Annotated in this window: 17 protein-coding genes; 8 read left to right on the top strand and 9 right to left on the bottom strand. The window is 67.6% G+C overall.

The window, feature by feature from the left end; translation table 11 throughout:
* Positions 1 to 50 precede the first annotated feature (50 nt).
* Positions 51 to 1,493, bottom strand: coding sequence for a malate dehydrogenase (quinone) (gene mqo, locus ACFWO8_RS17865; protein ID WP_378951809.1), 1,443 nt, complete (start codon positions 1,491 to 1,493; stop codon positions 51 to 53).
* Between the two features lie 90 nt (positions 1,494 to 1,583).
* Here mqo and ACFWO8_RS17860 point away from each other — a divergent pair, with 90 nt between their 5' ends.
* Entirely contained in the window at positions 1,584 to 2,486 is a 903-nt protein-coding gene (locus tag ACFWO8_RS17860; RefSeq protein WP_378951806.1) for a LysR family transcriptional regulator, read from the top strand.
* Positions 2,487 to 2,494: 8 nt separating this feature from the next.
* Here ACFWO8_RS17860 and ACFWO8_RS17855 read toward each other — a convergent pair whose 3' ends face one another.
* Entirely contained in the window at positions 2,495 to 3,256 is a 762-nt protein-coding gene (locus tag ACFWO8_RS17855) for a M23 family metallopeptidase (protein WP_378951803.1), read from the bottom strand.
* A gap of 184 nt (positions 3,257 to 3,440) precedes the next feature.
* Here ACFWO8_RS17855 and ACFWO8_RS17850 point away from each other — a divergent pair, with 184 nt between their 5' ends.
* The gene (locus ACFWO8_RS17850) at positions 3,441 to 3,779 is read left to right on the top strand and encodes an ArsR/SmtB family transcription factor (RefSeq protein WP_378951800.1); all 339 of its coding nucleotides are present in this window, start codon (positions 3,441 to 3,443) and stop codon (positions 3,777 to 3,779) included.
* On the opposite strand, the gene ACFWO8_RS17845 is transcribed toward ACFWO8_RS17850, so the two are convergent.
* Positions 3,761 to 4,735 carry a glycosyltransferase family 9 protein gene (locus ACFWO8_RS17845; RefSeq protein WP_378952045.1) on the bottom strand — a complete coding sequence of 325 codons (975 nt, stop codon included), beginning with the start codon at positions 4,733 to 4,735 and terminating at the stop codon, positions 3,761 to 3,763. The genes ACFWO8_RS17850 and ACFWO8_RS17845 overlap by 19 nt on opposite strands.
* 161 nt (positions 4,736 to 4,896) lie before the next feature.
* On the opposite strand from ACFWO8_RS17845, the gene ACFWO8_RS17840 reads away from it, so the two are divergent.
* The 3 genes from ACFWO8_RS17840 to ACFWO8_RS17830 all read left to right on the top strand — a co-directional run bounded on the left by ACFWO8_RS17840 (position 4,897) and on the right by ACFWO8_RS17830 (position 6,304).
* Positions 4,897 to 5,481 (top strand): HdeD family acid-resistance protein, encoded by a 585-nt coding sequence (locus tag ACFWO8_RS17840; protein ID WP_378951797.1) that lies wholly within the window; start codon positions 4,897 to 4,899, stop codon positions 5,479 to 5,481.
* An 80-nt stretch (positions 5,482 to 5,561) separates the two neighbouring features.
* Positions 5,562 to 5,912, top strand: coding sequence for a hypothetical protein (locus ACFWO8_RS17835; RefSeq protein WP_378951794.1), 351 nt, complete (start codon positions 5,562 to 5,564; stop codon positions 5,910 to 5,912).
* Positions 5,903 to 6,304 (top strand): VOC family protein, encoded by a 402-nt coding sequence (locus tag ACFWO8_RS17830; protein WP_378951791.1) that lies wholly within the window; start codon positions 5,903 to 5,905, stop codon positions 6,302 to 6,304. The genes ACFWO8_RS17835 and ACFWO8_RS17830 overlap by 10 nt, the downstream gene beginning before the upstream one ends.
* On the opposite strand, the gene ACFWO8_RS17825 is transcribed toward ACFWO8_RS17830, so the two are convergent.
* From ACFWO8_RS17825 to ACFWO8_RS17815, 3 genes are all read right to left on the bottom strand, one after another.
* Positions 6,305 to 7,105: a HugZ family protein gene (locus ACFWO8_RS17825; protein WP_378951788.1), complete on the bottom strand. Its 801-nt coding sequence runs from the start codon at positions 7,103 to 7,105 to the stop codon at positions 6,305 to 6,307. It lies immediately after the preceding gene.
* Positions 7,102 to 8,358 carry an esterase/lipase family protein gene (locus tag ACFWO8_RS17820; RefSeq protein WP_378951785.1) on the bottom strand — a complete coding sequence of 419 codons (1,257 nt, stop codon included), beginning with the start codon at positions 8,356 to 8,358 and terminating at the stop codon, positions 7,102 to 7,104. Before ACFWO8_RS17820 ends, ACFWO8_RS17825 begins: the two co-directional genes overlap by 4 nt.
* 212 nt (positions 8,359 to 8,570) lie before the next feature.
* Positions 8,571 to 9,287, bottom strand: a complete 717-nt coding sequence (locus ACFWO8_RS17815; RefSeq protein WP_378951782.1) for a metal-dependent hydrolase — start codon at positions 9,285 to 9,287, stop codon at positions 8,571 to 8,573.
* 324 nt (positions 9,288 to 9,611) lie between these two features.
* Between ACFWO8_RS17815 and ACFWO8_RS17810 the strand changes: the two genes are divergently transcribed.
* On the top strand, positions 9,612 to 10,067 hold the full coding sequence (locus ACFWO8_RS17810) for an SRPBCC family protein (RefSeq protein WP_378951779.1): 456 nt from the start codon (positions 9,612 to 9,614) through the stop codon (positions 10,065 to 10,067).
* Positions 10,068 to 10,112: 45 nt separating this feature from the next.
* Here ACFWO8_RS17810 and katG read toward each other — a convergent pair whose 3' ends face one another.
* Positions 10,113 to 12,341, bottom strand: a complete 2,229-nt coding sequence (gene katG, locus ACFWO8_RS17805) for a catalase/peroxidase HPI (RefSeq protein ID WP_378951776.1) — start codon at positions 12,339 to 12,341, stop codon at positions 10,113 to 10,115.
* A gap of 11 nt (positions 12,342 to 12,352) precedes the next feature.
* Positions 12,353 to 12,787, bottom strand: a complete 435-nt coding sequence (locus ACFWO8_RS17800) for a Fur family transcriptional regulator (protein WP_378951772.1) — start codon at positions 12,785 to 12,787, stop codon at positions 12,353 to 12,355.
* Between the two features lie 126 nt (positions 12,788 to 12,913).
* Here ACFWO8_RS17800 and ACFWO8_RS17795 point away from each other — a divergent pair, with 126 nt between their 5' ends.
* The gene (locus ACFWO8_RS17795; RefSeq protein ID WP_378951769.1) at positions 12,914 to 13,435 is read left to right on the top strand and encodes a hypothetical protein; all 522 of its coding nucleotides are present in this window, start codon (positions 12,914 to 12,916) and stop codon (positions 13,433 to 13,435) included.
* A 107-nt stretch (positions 13,436 to 13,542) separates the two neighbouring features.
* Positions 13,543 to 14,589, top strand: a complete 1,047-nt coding sequence (locus ACFWO8_RS17790; RefSeq protein WP_378951766.1) for a fused (3R)-hydroxyacyl-ACP dehydratase subunits HadA/HadB — start codon at positions 13,543 to 13,545, stop codon at positions 14,587 to 14,589.
* 34 nt (positions 14,590 to 14,623) lie between these two features.
* Here ACFWO8_RS17790 and ACFWO8_RS17785 read toward each other — a convergent pair whose 3' ends face one another.
* The gene (locus tag ACFWO8_RS17785) at positions 14,624 to 16,816 is read right to left on the bottom strand and encodes a molybdopterin oxidoreductase family protein (protein WP_378951763.1); all 2,193 of its coding nucleotides are present in this window, start codon (positions 16,814 to 16,816) and stop codon (positions 14,624 to 14,626) included.
* Between the last annotated feature and the right edge of the window lie 161 nt (positions 16,817 to 16,977).

The raw sequence follows: 16,977 nt of genomic DNA, 5'->3' as shown, positions 1-16,977 counted from the left end.
ACCGCACCCCGGCTGTAGCCGGAGTGCGGATTCGCTTGTCCAACAGTTGTTTACGAAGCGAACTCGGTGGCCGAACCGACCGGCGGGAGCAATTCCGCGAGTAGGGGGGCCCACTCGTATCGGCGTTCGGGGAAGCAGCGCTCGAGCAGGTCCCGCATGATCGACGGTGCGATGGAGGCGCCGGGGGAGGCACCGAGCAGACCGGCGATGCTGCCGTCCGCGCCGGTGACCAGTTCGGTGCCGAATTCGAGGACTCCGCCGCGCCGGCGATCGGGTTTCACCAGTTGGGCGCGTTGCCCGGCGTTGACCAAGGTCCAATCGGCGGGGTCGGCGGTCGGGTAGAAGCGTTGGAGTTGCGCGAACTTGCGCCGGGGTGAGGCCAGTAGTTCGGTCACGAGGTAACGGACCAGATCGAAATTCCGCAGGCCGACCGCGACCAGCGGGACGATATTGTGCGGGCGCAGGGTGGTGAACAGGTCGGTGAGTTTGCCGTGGCGCAGCAGGCGGGTGCTGAACGTGGCGTAGGGGCCGAACAGCAATGCGCCCGCGCCGTCGACCTCGCGACGATCCAGGTGCGGCACCGACATCGGCGGTGCGCCCAGCGCCGCCTGGCTGTAGACCTTGGCGTGGTGCTCGGCGACGACCTCGGGATTGTCGGTCCGCAGGAACTGCGCACCCAGCGGGAACACCCCGTACCCCCGCACTTCGGGCAGACCTGCCCGCTGCAACAGCCGCAACGCGTATCCGCCCGCGCCGACGAACACGAACCGGGCCCGCACCTGGAACCGCCGTCCACTGTCGAGATCGCGCCCGCGCACGGTCCACAGCCCGTCTTTGCCTCGGGTGAGTCCGGTGATCTCGCGATGCATCCGGACCGCATTGCCCGCCGAACGCATCGTCGACAACAACGACCTGGTCAGCGCCCTGAAGTCGACATCGGTGCCCGCGACGTGCCGGGTGGCCGCCATCGCGTCGCCGTCGGCGCGGCCGCGCACGAGCAGCGGCGCCCAGTCGGCGATCACCGCACGGTCCTCGGTGTATTCCATCTCCGCGAACGCCGGCAGTTCCCGCAGCGTCGCGTACCGCTGCCGCAAGTAGGCGATATCGCGCTCGCCGAATACGGCCGTGACGTGCGGTGTCGGGGTAAGAAACGTGGCGGGCTCCAGCTCGCCGCGGTGCGCCAGTGCGGACCAGAACCGGCGCGAGAGCGCGAACTGGTCGGCGATCCCGGCCGCCTTGGCGCCATCGCTCGCGTCGGGCATGTAGTTGAGCTCGCACAGCCCCGAGTGCCCCGTGCCCGCGTTGTTCCACGGATGACTGCTCTCGGCCGCCGGTTCGCCGAGGCGCTCGAACAGTGCGATCGACCAGTCCGGCGCGAGAGTGCTCAGCAGCGCCCCGAGCGTGGCCGACATAATGCCGCCACCGATCAGCACCGCGTCGAGAATGTCGTCGCCACTGCCGGATTCGAGCGGTGTGGGTGTGGTGTCGTTCATGGTCGAACCTCCCGTGAGCTGTGTACCGCTATCGTCACGCCGGGAGTAGTGATCCGTCCAACACGGAATCGCCAAATATATGATCCGAATATGGATGATTCAACGGAGTTGGGCGCGCATACGCTGGCTCCGCTGCTGTCTGCCTTCGACGCGGCGGCCGAAGAAGGTCACTTCACCCGGGCCGCCCAGCGGCTCGGGGTGCCGCAGTCTTCGCTCAGCCGCCGCATCAAAACAATCGAGCAGCTACTCGGCGTGACCTTGTTCCAGCCGGTCGGGCGCGGGGTCGCCCTCACCCCGGCTGGCCGCGACCTCTATGAACGAACACGTGGACTGGTGCGCGCACTCGACGACGCGGTGCACCGGGTGCGTGCCGACGCCGACCCTGACAGCGGGCTGGTGCGGTTCGGGTTCCCGCTCACGCTGGGCCCGATCAGTATTCCCTCGCTGCTCGCGCAGTTCCACACCCGCGCGCCGCGGATCCGGCTGCACCTGGTCCAGGCACACGGCGAGGCATTGGCCGAGCAGGTGCGCGACGGCAGGCTCGACCTCGCGGTGATGATCCCGCCGCCCGCCGACCTGCCGACCGTCGACCTCGGACGTCAGCGCATCGACCTGCACGTCTCACGCACGCATCCACTGGCCCGGCGCACCCACATCGACCTCGCCGAACTGGCCGACGAGACGTTCATCGCGAACCCGCCCAGCTATCAGCTGCGCACTCTGCTCGACACCTGGTGTGCCGCAGCGGGTTTCACACCGCGAGTGGTGTTCGAGATCACCGAGTTCGAAACCCTGCGCGCACTGGTCGCGCTCGGGCAGGGGGTCGCGCTGCTGCCCGCCGCCGAGGTCGCCAATCCCGACCTGGCGGTGATACCCATCGATGGCGAACGCGACCGCGAGGTCGGTCTGGTCTCGGGAGACCATAACTCGACGCTCGCGGTCGCGCGGCTTCGGGAATTTCTGATCGCGCGCCGGGCGGCGATCAGTGGATGAGCGAGGGATCAGTCCTGGGCGACGCCGGCATCGATGCCACGCGCGGCGAGCCACGGGTGGGGATCGATCGGGGCGCCGTAGAGCGAGCCGTCCGGCACATGCACCTCGTAGTGCAGGTGGGGGCCGGTGGAGTTGCCACGGTTACCGACGGTGGCGATGGTCTCACCGGCACTGACGTGCTGACCGACCTGAACCAGGATGTCGTTCACGTGGCCGAACACGCCGATGGTGCCGTCATCCTGCTGGACGCGGACCCACAGGCCGAAGCCCGAAGCCGGACCGGCCTCGATCACGGTACCGTCGGTGACGGCGAAGATCGGTGCGCCGATCGGGTCACCGAAGTCGATGCCGTTGTGCGCGGTGCCCCAGCGGGCGCCGTAGTAGGAGGTCAGCCTGCCGGTGACCGGGCGAACGGTCTGCGGGCGCGGGGGCGGCGGGGGAGCGAGGACCGGCAGCGGCGGCAATTCCAGGCCGACCGCTTCGCGGTGCTCCTCCCACGCGATCGGGGCGGACGCGGGGGTCTCGCCCTGCGGGCCCTGGGCCTCGGCGGGGGTGTACGCGGTGAAGCGGTACGGCGACTGGCCGGTGTTGATGGCCTCGGTGGCATCCGCGGCGATCGTGGTAGTGGGGACAGGGCTCTCGGGCTCACTGAAAGTGGCGACGGAGGTACCCACGAGTGCGGACAGGGCCACCGCACCCGCGACCACGCCTCCCCAACGACCTGCGAAGGCGTCGGAGACTCGAGCAGATAACGGGTTGGTCACGAACATGTTTATGAACGTAGCTAAACCGTAACCTTCGCGGCCAATCCTGTGGTCGCGATCACGAAGCGCTATAACCCCAGTTGATCTATAACAATACCCTAACGAATAGCCAACATCCTTGGACTCACCGGGTGAAATTCCCCTGCTCAAGATCGTTGCCGAAACTCCGCATCCCGGGGACACTGATTCAGTGGCCGCTAACGGAGTCCGTGCCATCACGGCGTTATCCGATCCCACCCGGCGCGCGATCTTCGAATCGTTGCCGCAGGGTCCCCGCTCGGTGGCCGACCTCGCCGCCGCCACCGGAATCACCAGCTCAGCCGCGTCTCAGCACCTGCGTGTCCTGCGTGAGGCCCACCTCGTCCGCATGCGCCGCGACGGCAACCGGCACCTCTACTCGCTTGACCCCCGCGGCCTCAACGACGCCCGTGACTATCTCGACAAGTACTGGCCCAGCGCGCTGGCGGCCCATGCCGCCGCGCTACGGGACGCGGCCGATGCCGACCCGGCTCAGCCCACGCGGCGGTAGCGCGACCTGCCGGATTCGGCCCATGCCTGCTTGGCCAGTTGCATATCGACCGCTGAGATCACCTCGGGCACCCCGATCCGCAGCAAGCCGGGGTCGGGCGACAAGCCGTCCGGATCGCCGACCTGTCCGGCCCACAGCACGGCATGCCTGCCGAGCAGGTGTGCGGGCGGGCCGCCCCGGCGCGGCGGCGTCGGACCGAACAGCAGGACCGTGCGGGTGCCGAACGCCGTCGCCAGATGTGCGACACCGGTATCGCCGCTGATCACGAGGGCGGCCTCGGCCACCGTCGCCGCGAGATCGGTGAGGTTCTGCCGACCCGCGAGGACCCGGTCGTCGGGCAAGCCCGCCTGCGCGGCCACCTGTCGAGCGATGTCGTGCTCGAACGGGTCGCCCGTGAGCACCACGTCGCGGCCGAGCACCAGCAGGTGCCGCACCACCGCGGCGAACCGCTCCGGCGGCCACCGCCGCGCGGGCGCACCCGCGCCGATGTGGACGACGATGCAATCGCGACGGCTGATGGAGGCCACCGGTGGCACCAGCCCGAGGTTGCGTCGATCCGCGTCGATGCCCTCGCCCTCGAGCAGTCGGCACCACCGGTCGACCACATGCGCTTCGGGATCCCAGCGCGGACCGGCGAGCTTGGGCAGGGCGGGTGTGCGGTGACCGATGATCCGCGCGGCCCCGGTATCGGCCAGTGCTCGCGCGCTGGCGCCGTCGGGACCGTGCAGGTTCACCGCCAATTCGGGCGCGGGACCATCCCAGATCAAGGCGGCCGGATCGGCGGTGGCGACGAGTTCGTCGACCGAGGAGATCAGGTCGACGATCTGCTCCAGTCGATGTGGCGCCGCCAGGACGATCCGGCTCTGTGGTTCGGCCCGGCGCAGGGCACGCAGAGCCGGGACCGCGGAGAGAAGCTCACCGAGGCCCCGAGCTTGCAGCACGAGTACAACCGACACATTCTTCATCTACCCGGGACTGTCGCGGACCAAACTTTCGCGAGGGCAACGATGTGGTGGCCCGCTTCCCGGCCCACGCGGCGGGCCATGCGCGATCGCGACACGATCACAGCGCCAGCTATTTTCCGGATAACCAGAGCGACCGGGCATAACATCACGTTATGACGACAAATACCGTGCTGGGGAGCCCGTTGACGGCTCTTGCCAAGAAGACCTGGCAAACAATTCTGGTCACCGGCCTCCTCGCGGTGGTCCTCGGGATCATCGTGCTGGTGTGGCCCGGTCCGTCACTGCTCGTGGCGGGCATCCTGTTCGGCATCTACATGGTTGTCAGCGGCATCTTCCAGCTGATCGCCGCCTTCACCCATCTGCCGAGCACGAGCTTTCGCGTGTTGTCCTTCATCAGTGGTGTGCTGTCGCTGATCATCGGTGTGTTCTGCTTCCGCGACGACCTCGCCTCGATTATGTTGCTCGGCTTGTTCATCGGCATCAGCTGGCTGTTCCGTGGCGTCGCCGTCCTGTTCGCCGCCATCTCGGAGTCGGGCGTCCCCGGCCGTGGCTGGCAGATCTTCTACGGCCTCATCAGCGCGCTGGCCGGTGTCATCCTGATCGTGTGGCCGATCACGTCGCTGGCCACCCTGGTCTGGGTCGTCGGCATCTTCCTGATCATCATCGGTGTCATGGAAATCATCACCGCCTTCGGCGTCAAAAAGGACGCGCACCTGCTGGACCAGCAGGTGGGCTGAGCTCCCCACGGAAAAGTTCGTCTGAACCGGCCGGTGCCTTCGGGCACCGGCCGCTTTCGTCTGAACTAGGCTTCGAAACCATGGAATTCGTGTACAACCTGGTGGTCGTCAGCCATCTGCTCGGCATGGCCGCGGTGGTCGGTGGCTATGTCGCGTCGCGTCCGGTGGTGTCGGAGCTGATGGTGTGGGGTGCTCGCGCGCAGCTGATCACCGGCGTGATCCTGGCCGGGATGGCCTCGGGAATCGACTCGCTCGACAAGGACCCTGACACGACGAAACTGGCTGTGAAGCTGGTTGTCGCGGTGGCGGTGGCCGCGTTCGCCGAAATGGGCAGGGGTGATGCGAAGCGGGGCAAGCAGATCGACTGGATGACCGACGCCGCCGGTGGCCTCGCCATCGTGAACGTGCTGGTCGCCGTGCTGTGGACCTGACCGCCGTGCAATTTCTCGGCATCCACCACATCGCGATCATCGCCACCGATTACGTCCGCTCGAAGCGTTTCTATACCGAAACCCTCGGCGGCGCCGTGCTGGCCGAGAACTACCGGGCCGACCGCGATTCGTGGAAGCTCGACATCGAGTTACCCGGCGGGGTTCGCGTCGAACTGTTCTCGTTCCCCGACCCGCCCGCACGTCCGAGCAGGCCGGAAGCGGCGGGCTTGCGGCACCTGGCGTTGGCGGTCACGAGTGTGCCCGCTGCCCTGCGCGAGCTGCGGGCACGCGGCGTCCGGACCGAAGAACTGCGCACCGATGAACACACCGGCAAGCAGATGGCCTTCTTCTTCGATCCGGACGACCTGCCGCTCGAGCTGTACGAGGCGTGATCAGTCCGTCGCGCGGGCCCGCCGGGCCAATTCGACCGTCGCCGCGCGCAATTCGCTGATCTCCGACAGCGGCGCGGCGTAGCCGACCCTGGTACGCGCCACACCGCGGGGGGATTCCACGCGCAAGTCGAGGCCGTAGCGGTCGGCGCGCTCGCAGGTGGCGGCGATGGCGTCGGGAAAGCCGCCGAGCTGCTGGGCCATCGCCAGCAAGGCTTCGGCATGGTCGGCGTTGAGGTGCGCGATGCCGGGCCCGGCGTGCGCAACGATCGGATCCGGCTGTGCGGCAAGGTAATCGGCGGCCGAGGCCGAATCCATCCGCCCGTACCCGCCGACCCAGCGCACCCGTTCGATCCGCAGCACCCAGAGCGTGAAGTCGCTGTAGTCGATGTAGTACTTGGCCGCCGGGATCGCCGTCAGGTGGGCCGCACGGGCCGCTTCGGCTTCGGCGCCGGTGGGCCGTTCCACGAAACCCGCGAGGGTGATCCGGGTGCCTGCCAGCGGGTCGGCCGGGATGTCGGGCGTGACGATCGCGATGCTGGCGCGGGGATCGGCGGCCAGGTTGCGGCCGTGTTCGGCCAGACGTGACACGCTCAGCACCGGAGCGCCGTCGAGCAATCCGTAGGTGATGAACGACGCCCATGGTGCGCCGTCGGCGGTGAGGCTCGCCAGGGTGCCGGTATTGGTGCCCGCCGCGATCGTTCTGGCTTCTTCGGCCGGCGAGGGGCGGGCCTCGTTGGCCAGGGGAGCGGTCGGCAGCGGAATGGCAGGTGCGTCGCCCGGGTCGCCGTGGTCGAGAGTCATGGCCACAGCGTATCCACCTGACGCGGGCGGCGGGGCATGCTCGTCAACCAACTGCGCAGTGCCTCGTAGACAGCATCGTGATTGAGCAGGCTGAAGTGGTTCGCCGCGGGGATGTGCAGGCCGTTGACCGCGTCGAAATCGAGGCGCCTGGTCCGGCCGCGCCCCGACCCGCTTCCGCTGAGAACCATGCCGTCGCCGATGATCACGCCGAGCGGATGCTTCGGGCTGTGAGTGATGGTCGTGGTGACGAAGTAGTGCTCGGCGCCGGGGAGCAGCGGCACTTCCTTGACCGCTCGCGCGCGCAGGGTGTCCACGTGGAGGTCGCGCCAGTCCTCGTCGACCAGCGAACCCTGCCGCAGGTCCCGGATGCCCGCGCTGCGCCTACGCAACAGTGTGCTCAGCGGCCGGGTCTCGGGCAGGAGATCGAGTGCGGCCGACGTGTAGTGCACGAACTGTTCGAGTGGCGCACCGTGGTGCGGTGAACCGAGGCACACCACCTGTCGCACCGATCGCACCCACTTCTGGCCCGACTCCTCGGCTTGATGGCAGGCGCTGCGCATGACCAGTCCGCCCATCGAGTGCCCGATCAGGCAGATCTCGTGCACCGGCATCGGCCAGCTGTCGACCAGGCGTGACAGCAGAGCGCTGAGCTGGGCGGCGTTCTCGGAGATGTGCAGGCCGGAATTGAAGCGAACGAAGACCGGGGTGTAACCGAGGTCGTCTTCCAGGCGCTCGCCGTAGGTGGGGCGGTTACCGAGGCGCCAGGCGTGTTCGGTCTCCACGAGTCCGTGCAGGAGCACGACGAGCCGCGTCGTCGGCACCGGGACATGGGCGGCGAACTGTTCGGGCGGAACCGGGACACCGTCGACACGAAAGGTCATGGGGGAGGCGAGGATCGGCTTCTCGTCCGCCAATGTGTCACCGATCAGCCCTTGGATCGCGGCCAGCACGCCGGCACCCCACACGGTGCGCGACGGTGCGGTGAGGCCGGGCAGCTGGATCGCGCTCGCGACCTCGCCGACCACGAAGCCGGTGCCGCTGACGGCCGCGTACACGCCATCGGTGATGGCGTCGTGCACGATCTTCACCGGAGCCGCCGCGGGCCCCACGCCTAACCGCACCGCCGCGAACACCCGATCGGAGATGGCGCGGTGGATGGCCGCGATCCCGTCGACCGCGCCGACGAACTCGTCACCGGCGAGGCGTGTGAGCGCCTGTACTTCGGCCTGGGATTGGGGGAGCTGCTCCGTCACAGGCCGAGAGTACAACTGTGCACTGAAAGGCGTTGGGTTCGGGGCAGCTTCGAGACCTGCGACGATGCCCGGCATTCGGGGCTGGGGCAGGTCACAATGAACATCGTGATACTTCGATATGCGCATCAACTTATGTGGCAACAGCAGTATGACTGGAAGGACCGGCTGCGCCGGCCGGCTCGGGACGGCGGGGAGCCCCGCCGTCCCGGCGATCACGGCCGGTGCATGATCGCGTACCAGAGCGCGCCCATCGTGCCGAGCACGAACAGGGGAGAGATGACCCAGGTCTCGACCCGATTCCCGGTCCGCTCGATCAGCGGCACCCGGGTGCGCAACGGAAACGGCCACAGCAATCGGCAGCCCCGATCCGTCAGGCAGTCACCGAGCAGGTGTGCCAGACATCCGAGACCCACGCAGATCGGGAGCCACACCGGCCGGTCGACGATCCAGTGGTCGACAGCGAAGGTCCCCGCCGTCGCCAGCACGATCACCGTCCCGTAGGTCCGAACGCTCTTGCCCGGCGGGCACAGGTGCAGCGAACGCACCGCCAGCGCGAGGAGGAAGAACACCAGGCCCAGCGTGAACGGCCTACCGAGATAGTGCTCGCCCGCCCAGGTCGCCGCGACCGCGGCAACGACGAACAGCAGCGAATGCGTGCCGTGGCGATGTCCGCCCGACACCCAGGAGATCAACCGGCACAGGTGATGTGACACCGGGCCGAGCACGTGCGAGATGGTGCCGTTGGGATGATCCGCGTCCGGCAGCAGCGCGGCACCCGCGGTGAGCAGCGTGCCCATGATGAGTTCGGCGATGCCGAATTTCGTTGTGTCGCTGTCGAACAGCGGGAAAGCGGCGACTGTGAGCGGTAGCGCGGCGGCAGTACCGGCCCAGGCCAGCGCCCCGCTCGTCGCATGTGAATGTCCTAGCACCCCGCAACGTTAGAGTACGTCACGACTTCGGCGCATATGCCGTGGACAGCGCTGGAATGCGGGGCGCACCTACATCGTTGGGGCAGGGGAGCAACCTGACGAGAGGACCATGATGAACGCTTTCAACGACCAGGTGATCGCCGAGTACCGCGACAACACCAGTCGCGAGATTCCCGTCTTCGCGGTGTACCGAACGAGTTAGGCGTGCCTCCGCATGCGCGCCGGCCATGCGCAGCTGAGGAACGCCGCGCGTCTGCGTCGATTAGTCGCGCGCTCGAGCGGAATGGTTGCCGGGGTGGGTGAGCTGCTGGTTCTATCGGCCGGGTGACCGAAACCATCGACGTGCCACGCATCGTCCACGCCTCCAGAGAGATCGCGGCGAGCCCCGCCGCGATCTTCGACCTGATCGCCGATCCCGAGCAGCAGCCGCGCTGGGACGGCAACGACAACCTCGCGCAGGCGAGCGCGGGCCAGCGGGTCCGCGCGGTCGGTGACGTGTTCACCACCACGCTCACCAACGGTGCCGACCGCGACAACCACATCGTCGAGTTCGAGGAGGGCCGCCGCATCGCGTGGAATCCGTCCGAGCGCGACAAGACCCCGCCCGGACACCTGTGGCGCTGGGAACTCGAGCCGATCGACGAGACCCACACCCGGGTGACCCACACCTACGACTGGACCGCACTGCACGACGAGCTGCGTCAGGTACGGGCCAAGGCCACCACAGCCGACAAGCTGCAGGCGTCGGTGGACCGGCTGGCCGAGCTAGCCGAGTCCTGACCAACAGCGAAACACCCTGCGCCGCAGGGTGTTTCGCTGTTCGGATCAGGCTGTGACGTCGAACCGGTCCAGGTTGCTCACCTTGGTCCACGCGGCGACGAAGTCGTGGACGAACTTCTCCTTCGCGTCGTCGGTCGCGTAGGCCTCGGCCACGGCTCGCAGCTGCGAGTTGGAGCCGAAGACCAGGTCGACCCGGCTACCGGTCCAGGTGACCGCGTTGGAGGCGCGGTCGCGGCCTTCGTAGACGTTGTCGTCGGTGGTCGACGGTGCCCACTCGGTACCCATGTCGAGAAGGTTGACGAAGAAGTCGTTCGTCAACGCACCCGGGGTCTGAGTGAAGACGCCGAGCGGCGAGGACTGGTAGTTCGCGCCGAGCACGCGCAGACCACCGATCAACACGGTCATCTCCGGCGCGCTGAGCGTGAGCAGGTTCGCCTTGTCGATGAGCAGGAACTCCGCGGGGATCTGCGCGTCCTTGGACACGTAGTTGCGGAACCCGTCGGCCTGGGTCTCGAGCGCGTCGAACGACTCGACGTCGGTCTGGGCCTGGGTCGCATCGGTGCGGCCTGGCGTGAACGGCACCGTCACCGGGAAACCGGCGGCCTGAGCGGCCTGTTCGACACCGACCGCACCGCCGAGGACGACCAGATCGGCGAAGGACACCTGCGCACCGCCGGTGGCGTTGAACGTGTCCTGGATGCCTTCGTAGACGCGCACCACCTGGGCGAGCTCATCGGGCTGGTTGACCGCCCAGCCCGCCTGCGGCTGCAGCCGGATCCGGCCACCGTTGGCACCGCCGCGCTTGTCGCTGCCACGGAACGACGAGGCCGCTGCCCACGCCGTCGTGACCAGCTGGGCGATGGACAGTCCCGCGGACTGGATCTGGCCCTTGAGGGTAGCGATCTCGGTGTCGCCGATGAGCGGGCCGTTCTGGGCGGGAACCGGGTCCTGCCACAGCAGCTCCTCGGACGGGACCAGCGGGCCGAGGTAGCGCGCGATCGGGCCCATATCGCGGTGGGTGAGCTTGTACCAGGCGCGGGCGAACGCGTCGGCGAACTCCGCCGGGTTGTCCAGCCAGCGGCGGGTGATCGGCCCGTAGATGGGGTCGAGCCGCAGCGACAGGTCGGTGGTCAGCATGACCGGTGCGCGCTTGCGGCCCGGGATGAACGGGTCGGGCACGGTGTCGGCGCCCGCGCCGTCCTTCGGGATCCACTGGTGCGCGCCCGCCGGGCTCAACGTCTTCTCCCACTCGTACCCGTACAGGGTCTCGAGGAAGTTGTTGTCCCAGGTGATCGGCGTGCTGTTCCAGATGCCTTCCAGGCCACTGGTGATGGCGTCCTCGCCGACGCCGGTGCCGAAGCTGCTCTTCCAGCCCAGCCCTTGCTGTTCCAGCGGCGCGGCTTCCGGTTCGGCACCGACCAGATCGGCGTCGCCCGCACCGTGGGTCTTGCCGAAGGTGTGCCCGCCGGCGATCAACGCGGCGGTCTCCTCGTCGTTCATCGCCATCCGGGCGAAGGTCTCGCGGATGTCGATGGCGGCGGCGATGGGATCCGGATTGCCGTTGGGGCCTTCGGGATTGACGTAGATCAGGCCCATCTGGACCGCGGCGAGCGGACGGTCGAGGTTGCGTTCACCGGTGTAGCGTTCGTCGCCGAGCCAGGTGCGCTCCGGACCCCAGAACACATCTTCTTCGGGCTCCCACGCGTCCACGCGACCGCCACCGAATCCGAAGGTCGGCAAGCCCATCGACTCGAGCGCGACATTGCCGGTGTAGACGATGAGGTCGGCCCACGACAGCTTGCGGCCGTACTTCTTCTTCACCGGCCACAGCAGGCGGCGCGCCTTGTCCAGGCTGGCGTTGTCGGGCCAGCTGTTGAGCGGGGCGAAACGCTGCAGGCCCGCGCCCGCGCCGCCGCGGCCGTCACCGACCCGGTAGGTACCCGCGGAGTGCCAGGCCATCCGGATGAACAACGGGCCGTAGTGGCCGAAGTCGGCGGGCCACCAGGACTGCGAGGTCGTCATGACCTGCTCGATATCGGCCTTCACCGCGGCCAGGTCGAGGGTGGCGAATTCGGCCGCGTAGTCGAAGTCTTCGCCCATCGGGTTCACCGCGGGCGGATTCTTCTGCAGCAGTGTGAGATTGAGCTGGTTCGGCCACCAGTCACTGTTGGCACCACGCGCGTCGGTGGACGCGAACGGACGATGCATGACGGGGCAACCACTGTCACCGGGTTCCGTTTGGGCTTCCGCGATAGGTGGGTGTTCCTCGGGCACGGTGAATCCTTTCAGGAGAGTGATGGTGATGTCGTGCAGTCGGGGCACCGGCCCCAGTAGATGACCTCGGCTTCGTCGACGACGAAACCGCGGTCGTCGAAGGGAGTCAGACAGGGCGCGTCGCCGACAGCGCACTCGACATCGACGATCACCCCACAGGACCGGCACACCAGGTGATGATGGTTGTCACCGACGCGCGTCTCATAGCGCGCGACGGTGCCCATCGGCTGGATCCGCCGGAGCAGTCCGGCGGTGGTGAGTGCCCGCAGGACGTCGTAGACGGCCTGCTGGCTGACGGCCCCGAGGGTGGCTCTGACTCGGCTCAGAATGGTGTCCGTGTCGGCATGCGGATGCTGGTGCACTGCGGTGAGCACCGCCAGGCGTGGCGCGGTGACGCGCAGTGAGGCTGCGCGCAGCATCTGTTCGAAGTCCGATATTGTGGACACATTCCAGATTATGACTCATTCCAGATTGTGAGGCAAGGTTTCCGGGCTGACATTTTGCGCGTTTCGCGCGATACTGGGCGAGAAGACCGGTCGGGGAGACCGGTCAATGAGTCCGGGGTGGGAACGATGTCGAATCGCCAATGGTATGCCGCGTCCGCGATCGCGGTGGCCGTTCTGGTAGCAGGGTGTGGGAGTTCGGGGGAGTCCGTCGACGCGGCGCCGACGAGCGGTTCCGCGAAGGCGACCACGACGGTGCGCACCACCACCCCCGCGCCGCCGGTGCTGAATCGGCGCGGTGCGAATGGTGCGGTGGTCCAGCAGGACGGGCTGGTCGGCGCGGGCAAGCTCGACATCGTCAACGGCAACAGCGACGACTTCGCGGTGGTGGTGACCAACGGTGATCCCAAGAGGCCACAGGCCACGATCTACGTGCAGGGCAATTCCAACGCCACGCTCAACGGTATCGACGGCACCTACTACGTCTATCTGAAGACCGGCAAGGACTGGGACGAGGCGGCGCTGGCCTTCACCCGCGAGCGCGAATTCCAGAAGTTCGACGACCCGTTCGACGGTGACTCCGACTGGGAGATCACGCTGCAGCCCTCGATCGGTGGCAACGCCAGCACCAGCGACGTACCCTCCTTCTGACCGCCGCGAAAGGCCACAGATCTGTGAACTGTGCCAAGGAATGCCCGGTCCGCCTGCGCGTCGACTAGCCTGCCGGGTGTCCGTTCCCCGAACGAAGGTGATTCATAGTGACTTCCGTAGTCGACGCCCCGCTCGTCGATGGCCCTGACACCGCGTCGAAGGTAGGGCACTACTACCGAGTCGAGGGCGTCTACGAGGTCGGCCGCGAGAAGATCCGCGAGTACGCGCGCGCCGTGCAGGACTTCCACCCTGCCCACTGGGAGGACGAGGCGGCTGCCGCGCTCGGCTACTCGGGCCTGGTCGCGCCTCTGACGTTCGTCTCGATTCCGGCGATGGCGGCCAACAAGCTGCTGTTCGAATCGGTGGTCGTCGGCTACGACATGTTCGTGCAGACCGAGCAGGTCTTCGAACAGCACAAGCCGATCGTGGCCGGTGACCGCCTCGTGGTCGACGTCGAACTGTCCTCGGTGCGCACGATCGCGGGCAAGGACCTGATCACCGTCACCAACACCTTCGTCGACGAACTCGGCGAGACCGTGCACATCATGCACACCACGGTCGTCGGCATCACCGGCGACGACGGCGTCTCGCCCGAGATCACCGCCGCGGTGGAGAACATCATGCTCCACGGGGTCAGCATCTTCAGCGCCGAGAAGAGCGCGGCCGTGGAGACGACCCTGCGTCCCGAGGGCGAGGTGCCGCTGTCTGTCGAGGGCGCCGCCCGTGTCCCGAACACCGCGCTGTCCTTCGACGAGCTCACCGTCGGCGCCGAACTGCCGCTGCGCGATGCCCGCGTCTCGCGTGGCGACCTCGTCAACTACGCCGGTGTGTCCGGCGACAACAACCCCATCCACTGGGACGAGAAGATCGCCGAGCTGGCCGGTCTGCCCGACATCATCGCCCATGGCATGCTCACGATGGGCCTTGGCGCGGGCTTCGTGTCCACCTGGTCCGGCGACCCCGGCGCCGTCACCCGCTACGGCGTGCGCCTGTCGAGCCCCACGATCGTCAGCCGGGAGGGCGGCGAGGTCGAGTTCACCGGCCGCGTGAAGTCCCTCGATCCCGAGACCCGCTCGGCTGTGATCGCGATCACGGCCAAGTCCGGCGGCCGCAAGATCTTCGGCCTCGCCACCGCGAACCTGCGCTTCCGCTGAACCCGGCGCGGTGGACCCGAACTAGTGATCGGGTTCACCGCGGCGCGGCGGCGACCTCGGATGGCGTTGTGGCGTGCGGGGTTTCGGCCTCGACCGGGCTCACCCGCACCCACGTGCTGTTGACCGCCGACGCGCCCGAAAGCGAATCGGTGCGGGCCGGGTCGTGCAACAGGTTGACATTGGCGCCCGGCAGCGCCGCCGCGACATTCCAGCCGACCCCGGGTTCGCGATGTCCCCATCCGTGCGGGATCGCGACCACTCCGGCGCGAATATCGCCGCTGATCTCCACCGGAACCACGATCGAGCCGACCGGGGATTCGATCGTCGCCGGATCGCCGTCGGCGAGGCCTCGGGCGGCGGCGTCATCGGGGTGGACGAGCACGGTGCAGCGGTCGCGGCCCTTCACCAGCGACGGGATGTTGTGTAGCCAGGAGTTGTTGCTGCGCAGGTGACGTCGTCCGATGAGCTGCAGGTCGTAGCCGGGCTCGGCCGCGGTCGTGTCGTCGAGAACCGTGCGCATCGCCGCCAGGAAATCCGGGGGTGTCAAGTGTGTCCTGCGGTCGCTGGTGCCGATCAGTTCGGGCAGCCGCGGCTGCAAGGGCCCGAGGTCGACACCGCCCGCCGCATCACGAATCTTGCTGAGTGTCAGCCCGTTTCGTCCGCGTCGCAGGACGCCGTAGGGGCCCGCCGCGACGGCTGCCGCGGTCAACCGCAGGGGGCTGAACTGTTCGAACACGGCATTGAGCGCGCGTCCGGTGAACCGTCGGACCGGCAGCGGCACCACTTCGGTCACCAGTCGTGCCAGGATCTGCCAGTCCTCCAGCCCATCGGCCGGTGGATCGAATACCTTGGCGTCGTAGCGGGCGTTGTTGCGAACGCTGAACATCGGGAACAGCAGGCTCAGTTCCTCGCGCTCCAGCGCCGAGACCGGTGGCAGGATGAAATCGGCGTGCCGGGTCGTCTCGGTGACGTACATGTCGACGGCCACGTAGCAATCCAGTGATTCCAGCGCGGCATCGAGCTTGTCCGCCTGCGGTGTCGAGAGCACCGGATTGCCCGCGTAGGTGATCATCGCCTTGATCTGGCCCGGTCCGGCGGTGCGGATCTCCTCGGCGAGCACCGCGACGGGCAGTTCGCTGCGGAACGACTTGTGCGCGCCGGATCGGTCGGTCCACGCGCCGTGTCCCATCGGCAGGTACTTCGCGTACCGGGCGGCATCGACGACGGGTGTCGCGAACATCTGACCGCCCGCGCGATCGAGATTTCCGGTCACCGCGTTGATCGTGTTGACCAGCCAGTGGGTGAGCGTGCCTGTTACCTGCTGGCACACCCCGATCCGCGCGTACAACACCGCCGACGGCGCCGCCACGTGGTCACGGGCCAGCCGTGTGATGGTCTCGGCATCGACGCCTGCCAGCGGCGCCATTCGCTCCGCGGTGGTAGCGGCGACCAGTTCGGCGAGCTCGTCCCAGCCGGTGCAGAGCGCGCGCACCGCCCGTTCGTCGCACAGTTCCTCGGTGATCAGCACATGCAGCATCGCGAGCAGCAGATATTCATCGCCGCCGGGACGAACCGCCACGTGTTCGTCTGCCAGCCGGGCGGTTTCGGTGCGACGCGGGTCGATCACGACGACGGTGCCGCCCCGGGCGCGGACTGCCCTGATGCGCGATTTCGCGCCGGGCATGGTGGTGATCGATCCGTTGGATACCGCGGGATTGGCGCCGAGCACCACCAGCCGGTCGGTGCGGTCGATATCGGTGATCGGCATGAGAACATTCGAACCGAACATCCGCCACGCGACGAATTCCTGGGGAAACTGGTCGATCGAGGACGCGGAGAAGAAATTGCGGGTCAGCAGGACGGCCCGAAGCAGCGCTCCGTACATCACCGAGGAACTGTGCGCGGCCGGGTTACCGATGTACATCCCGATGGCGCTGGGACCGTGCGCCGACCGCACCGCGCGCAAACGCTGCCCGATCTCGCGAAATGCCTCGTCCCAGCCGACCGGTTGGAAGGTGTCGCCGACGCGGCGCATCGGTGTCCGCAGCCGGTCCGGATCGTGGTGCAGACCGCCCATGGCTGTCGCCTTCGGGCAGATATAGCCCTTGGACAGCACGTCGTCGGGATTTCCTGCGATGCGGGTTACCCGCGAATCCTCGACCGTGACCAGAATTCCACAGTGTGCCTCGCACAGTGTGCATTGCCGTGCAGTTGTCGTGCTGTCCACAGCTTTTCCCCCACTCCCCGCTGAACCCGCTCACGCCACGGTAGCGCGACCGGAGGGCCCGGCAGATCCGTCTACGGGCGGATTTCCGGGCCGCCTGACGATCGGGCGTAACATCGTTTGCGATACGAAGGGCCTTCATTCCGCTCAGGCTAGGAGCAGAT

Origin of the sequence: Nocardia sp. NPDC058480 (assembly GCF_042720495.1) — a bacterium.
GTDB lineage: Bacteria > Actinomycetota > Actinomycetes > Mycobacteriales > Mycobacteriaceae > Nocardia.
Note: the sequence above shows the minus strand (reverse complement) of the source record. Positions and strands in the feature narration are given on the sequence as shown.

Excerpts from the sequence above, each read along its gene's own strand:
- mqo (WP_378951809.1), bottom strand. The coding sequence starts at position 1,493 with ATGAACGACACCACACCCACACCGCTCGAATCCGGCAGTGGCGACGAC.
- ACFWO8_RS17860 (WP_378951806.1), top strand. The coding sequence starts at position 1,584 with ATGGATGATTCAACGGAGTTGGGCGCGCATACGCTGGCTCCGCTGCTG.
- ACFWO8_RS17855 (WP_378951803.1), bottom strand. The coding sequence starts at position 3,256 with ATGTTCGTGACCAACCCGTTATCTGCTCGAGTCTCCGACGCCTTCGCA.
- ACFWO8_RS17840 (WP_378951797.1), top strand. The coding sequence starts at position 4,897 with ATGACGACAAATACCGTGCTGGGGAGCCCGTTGACGGCTCTTGCCAAG.
- ACFWO8_RS17835 (WP_378951794.1), top strand. The coding sequence starts at position 5,562 with ATGGAATTCGTGTACAACCTGGTGGTCGTCAGCCATCTGCTCGGCATG.
- ACFWO8_RS17825 (WP_378951788.1), bottom strand. The coding sequence starts at position 7,105 with ATGACTCTCGACCACGGCGACCCGGGCGACGCACCTGCCATTCCGCTG.
- ACFWO8_RS17795 (WP_378951769.1), top strand. The coding sequence starts at position 12,914 with ATGTCGAATCGCCAATGGTATGCCGCGTCCGCGATCGCGGTGGCCGTT.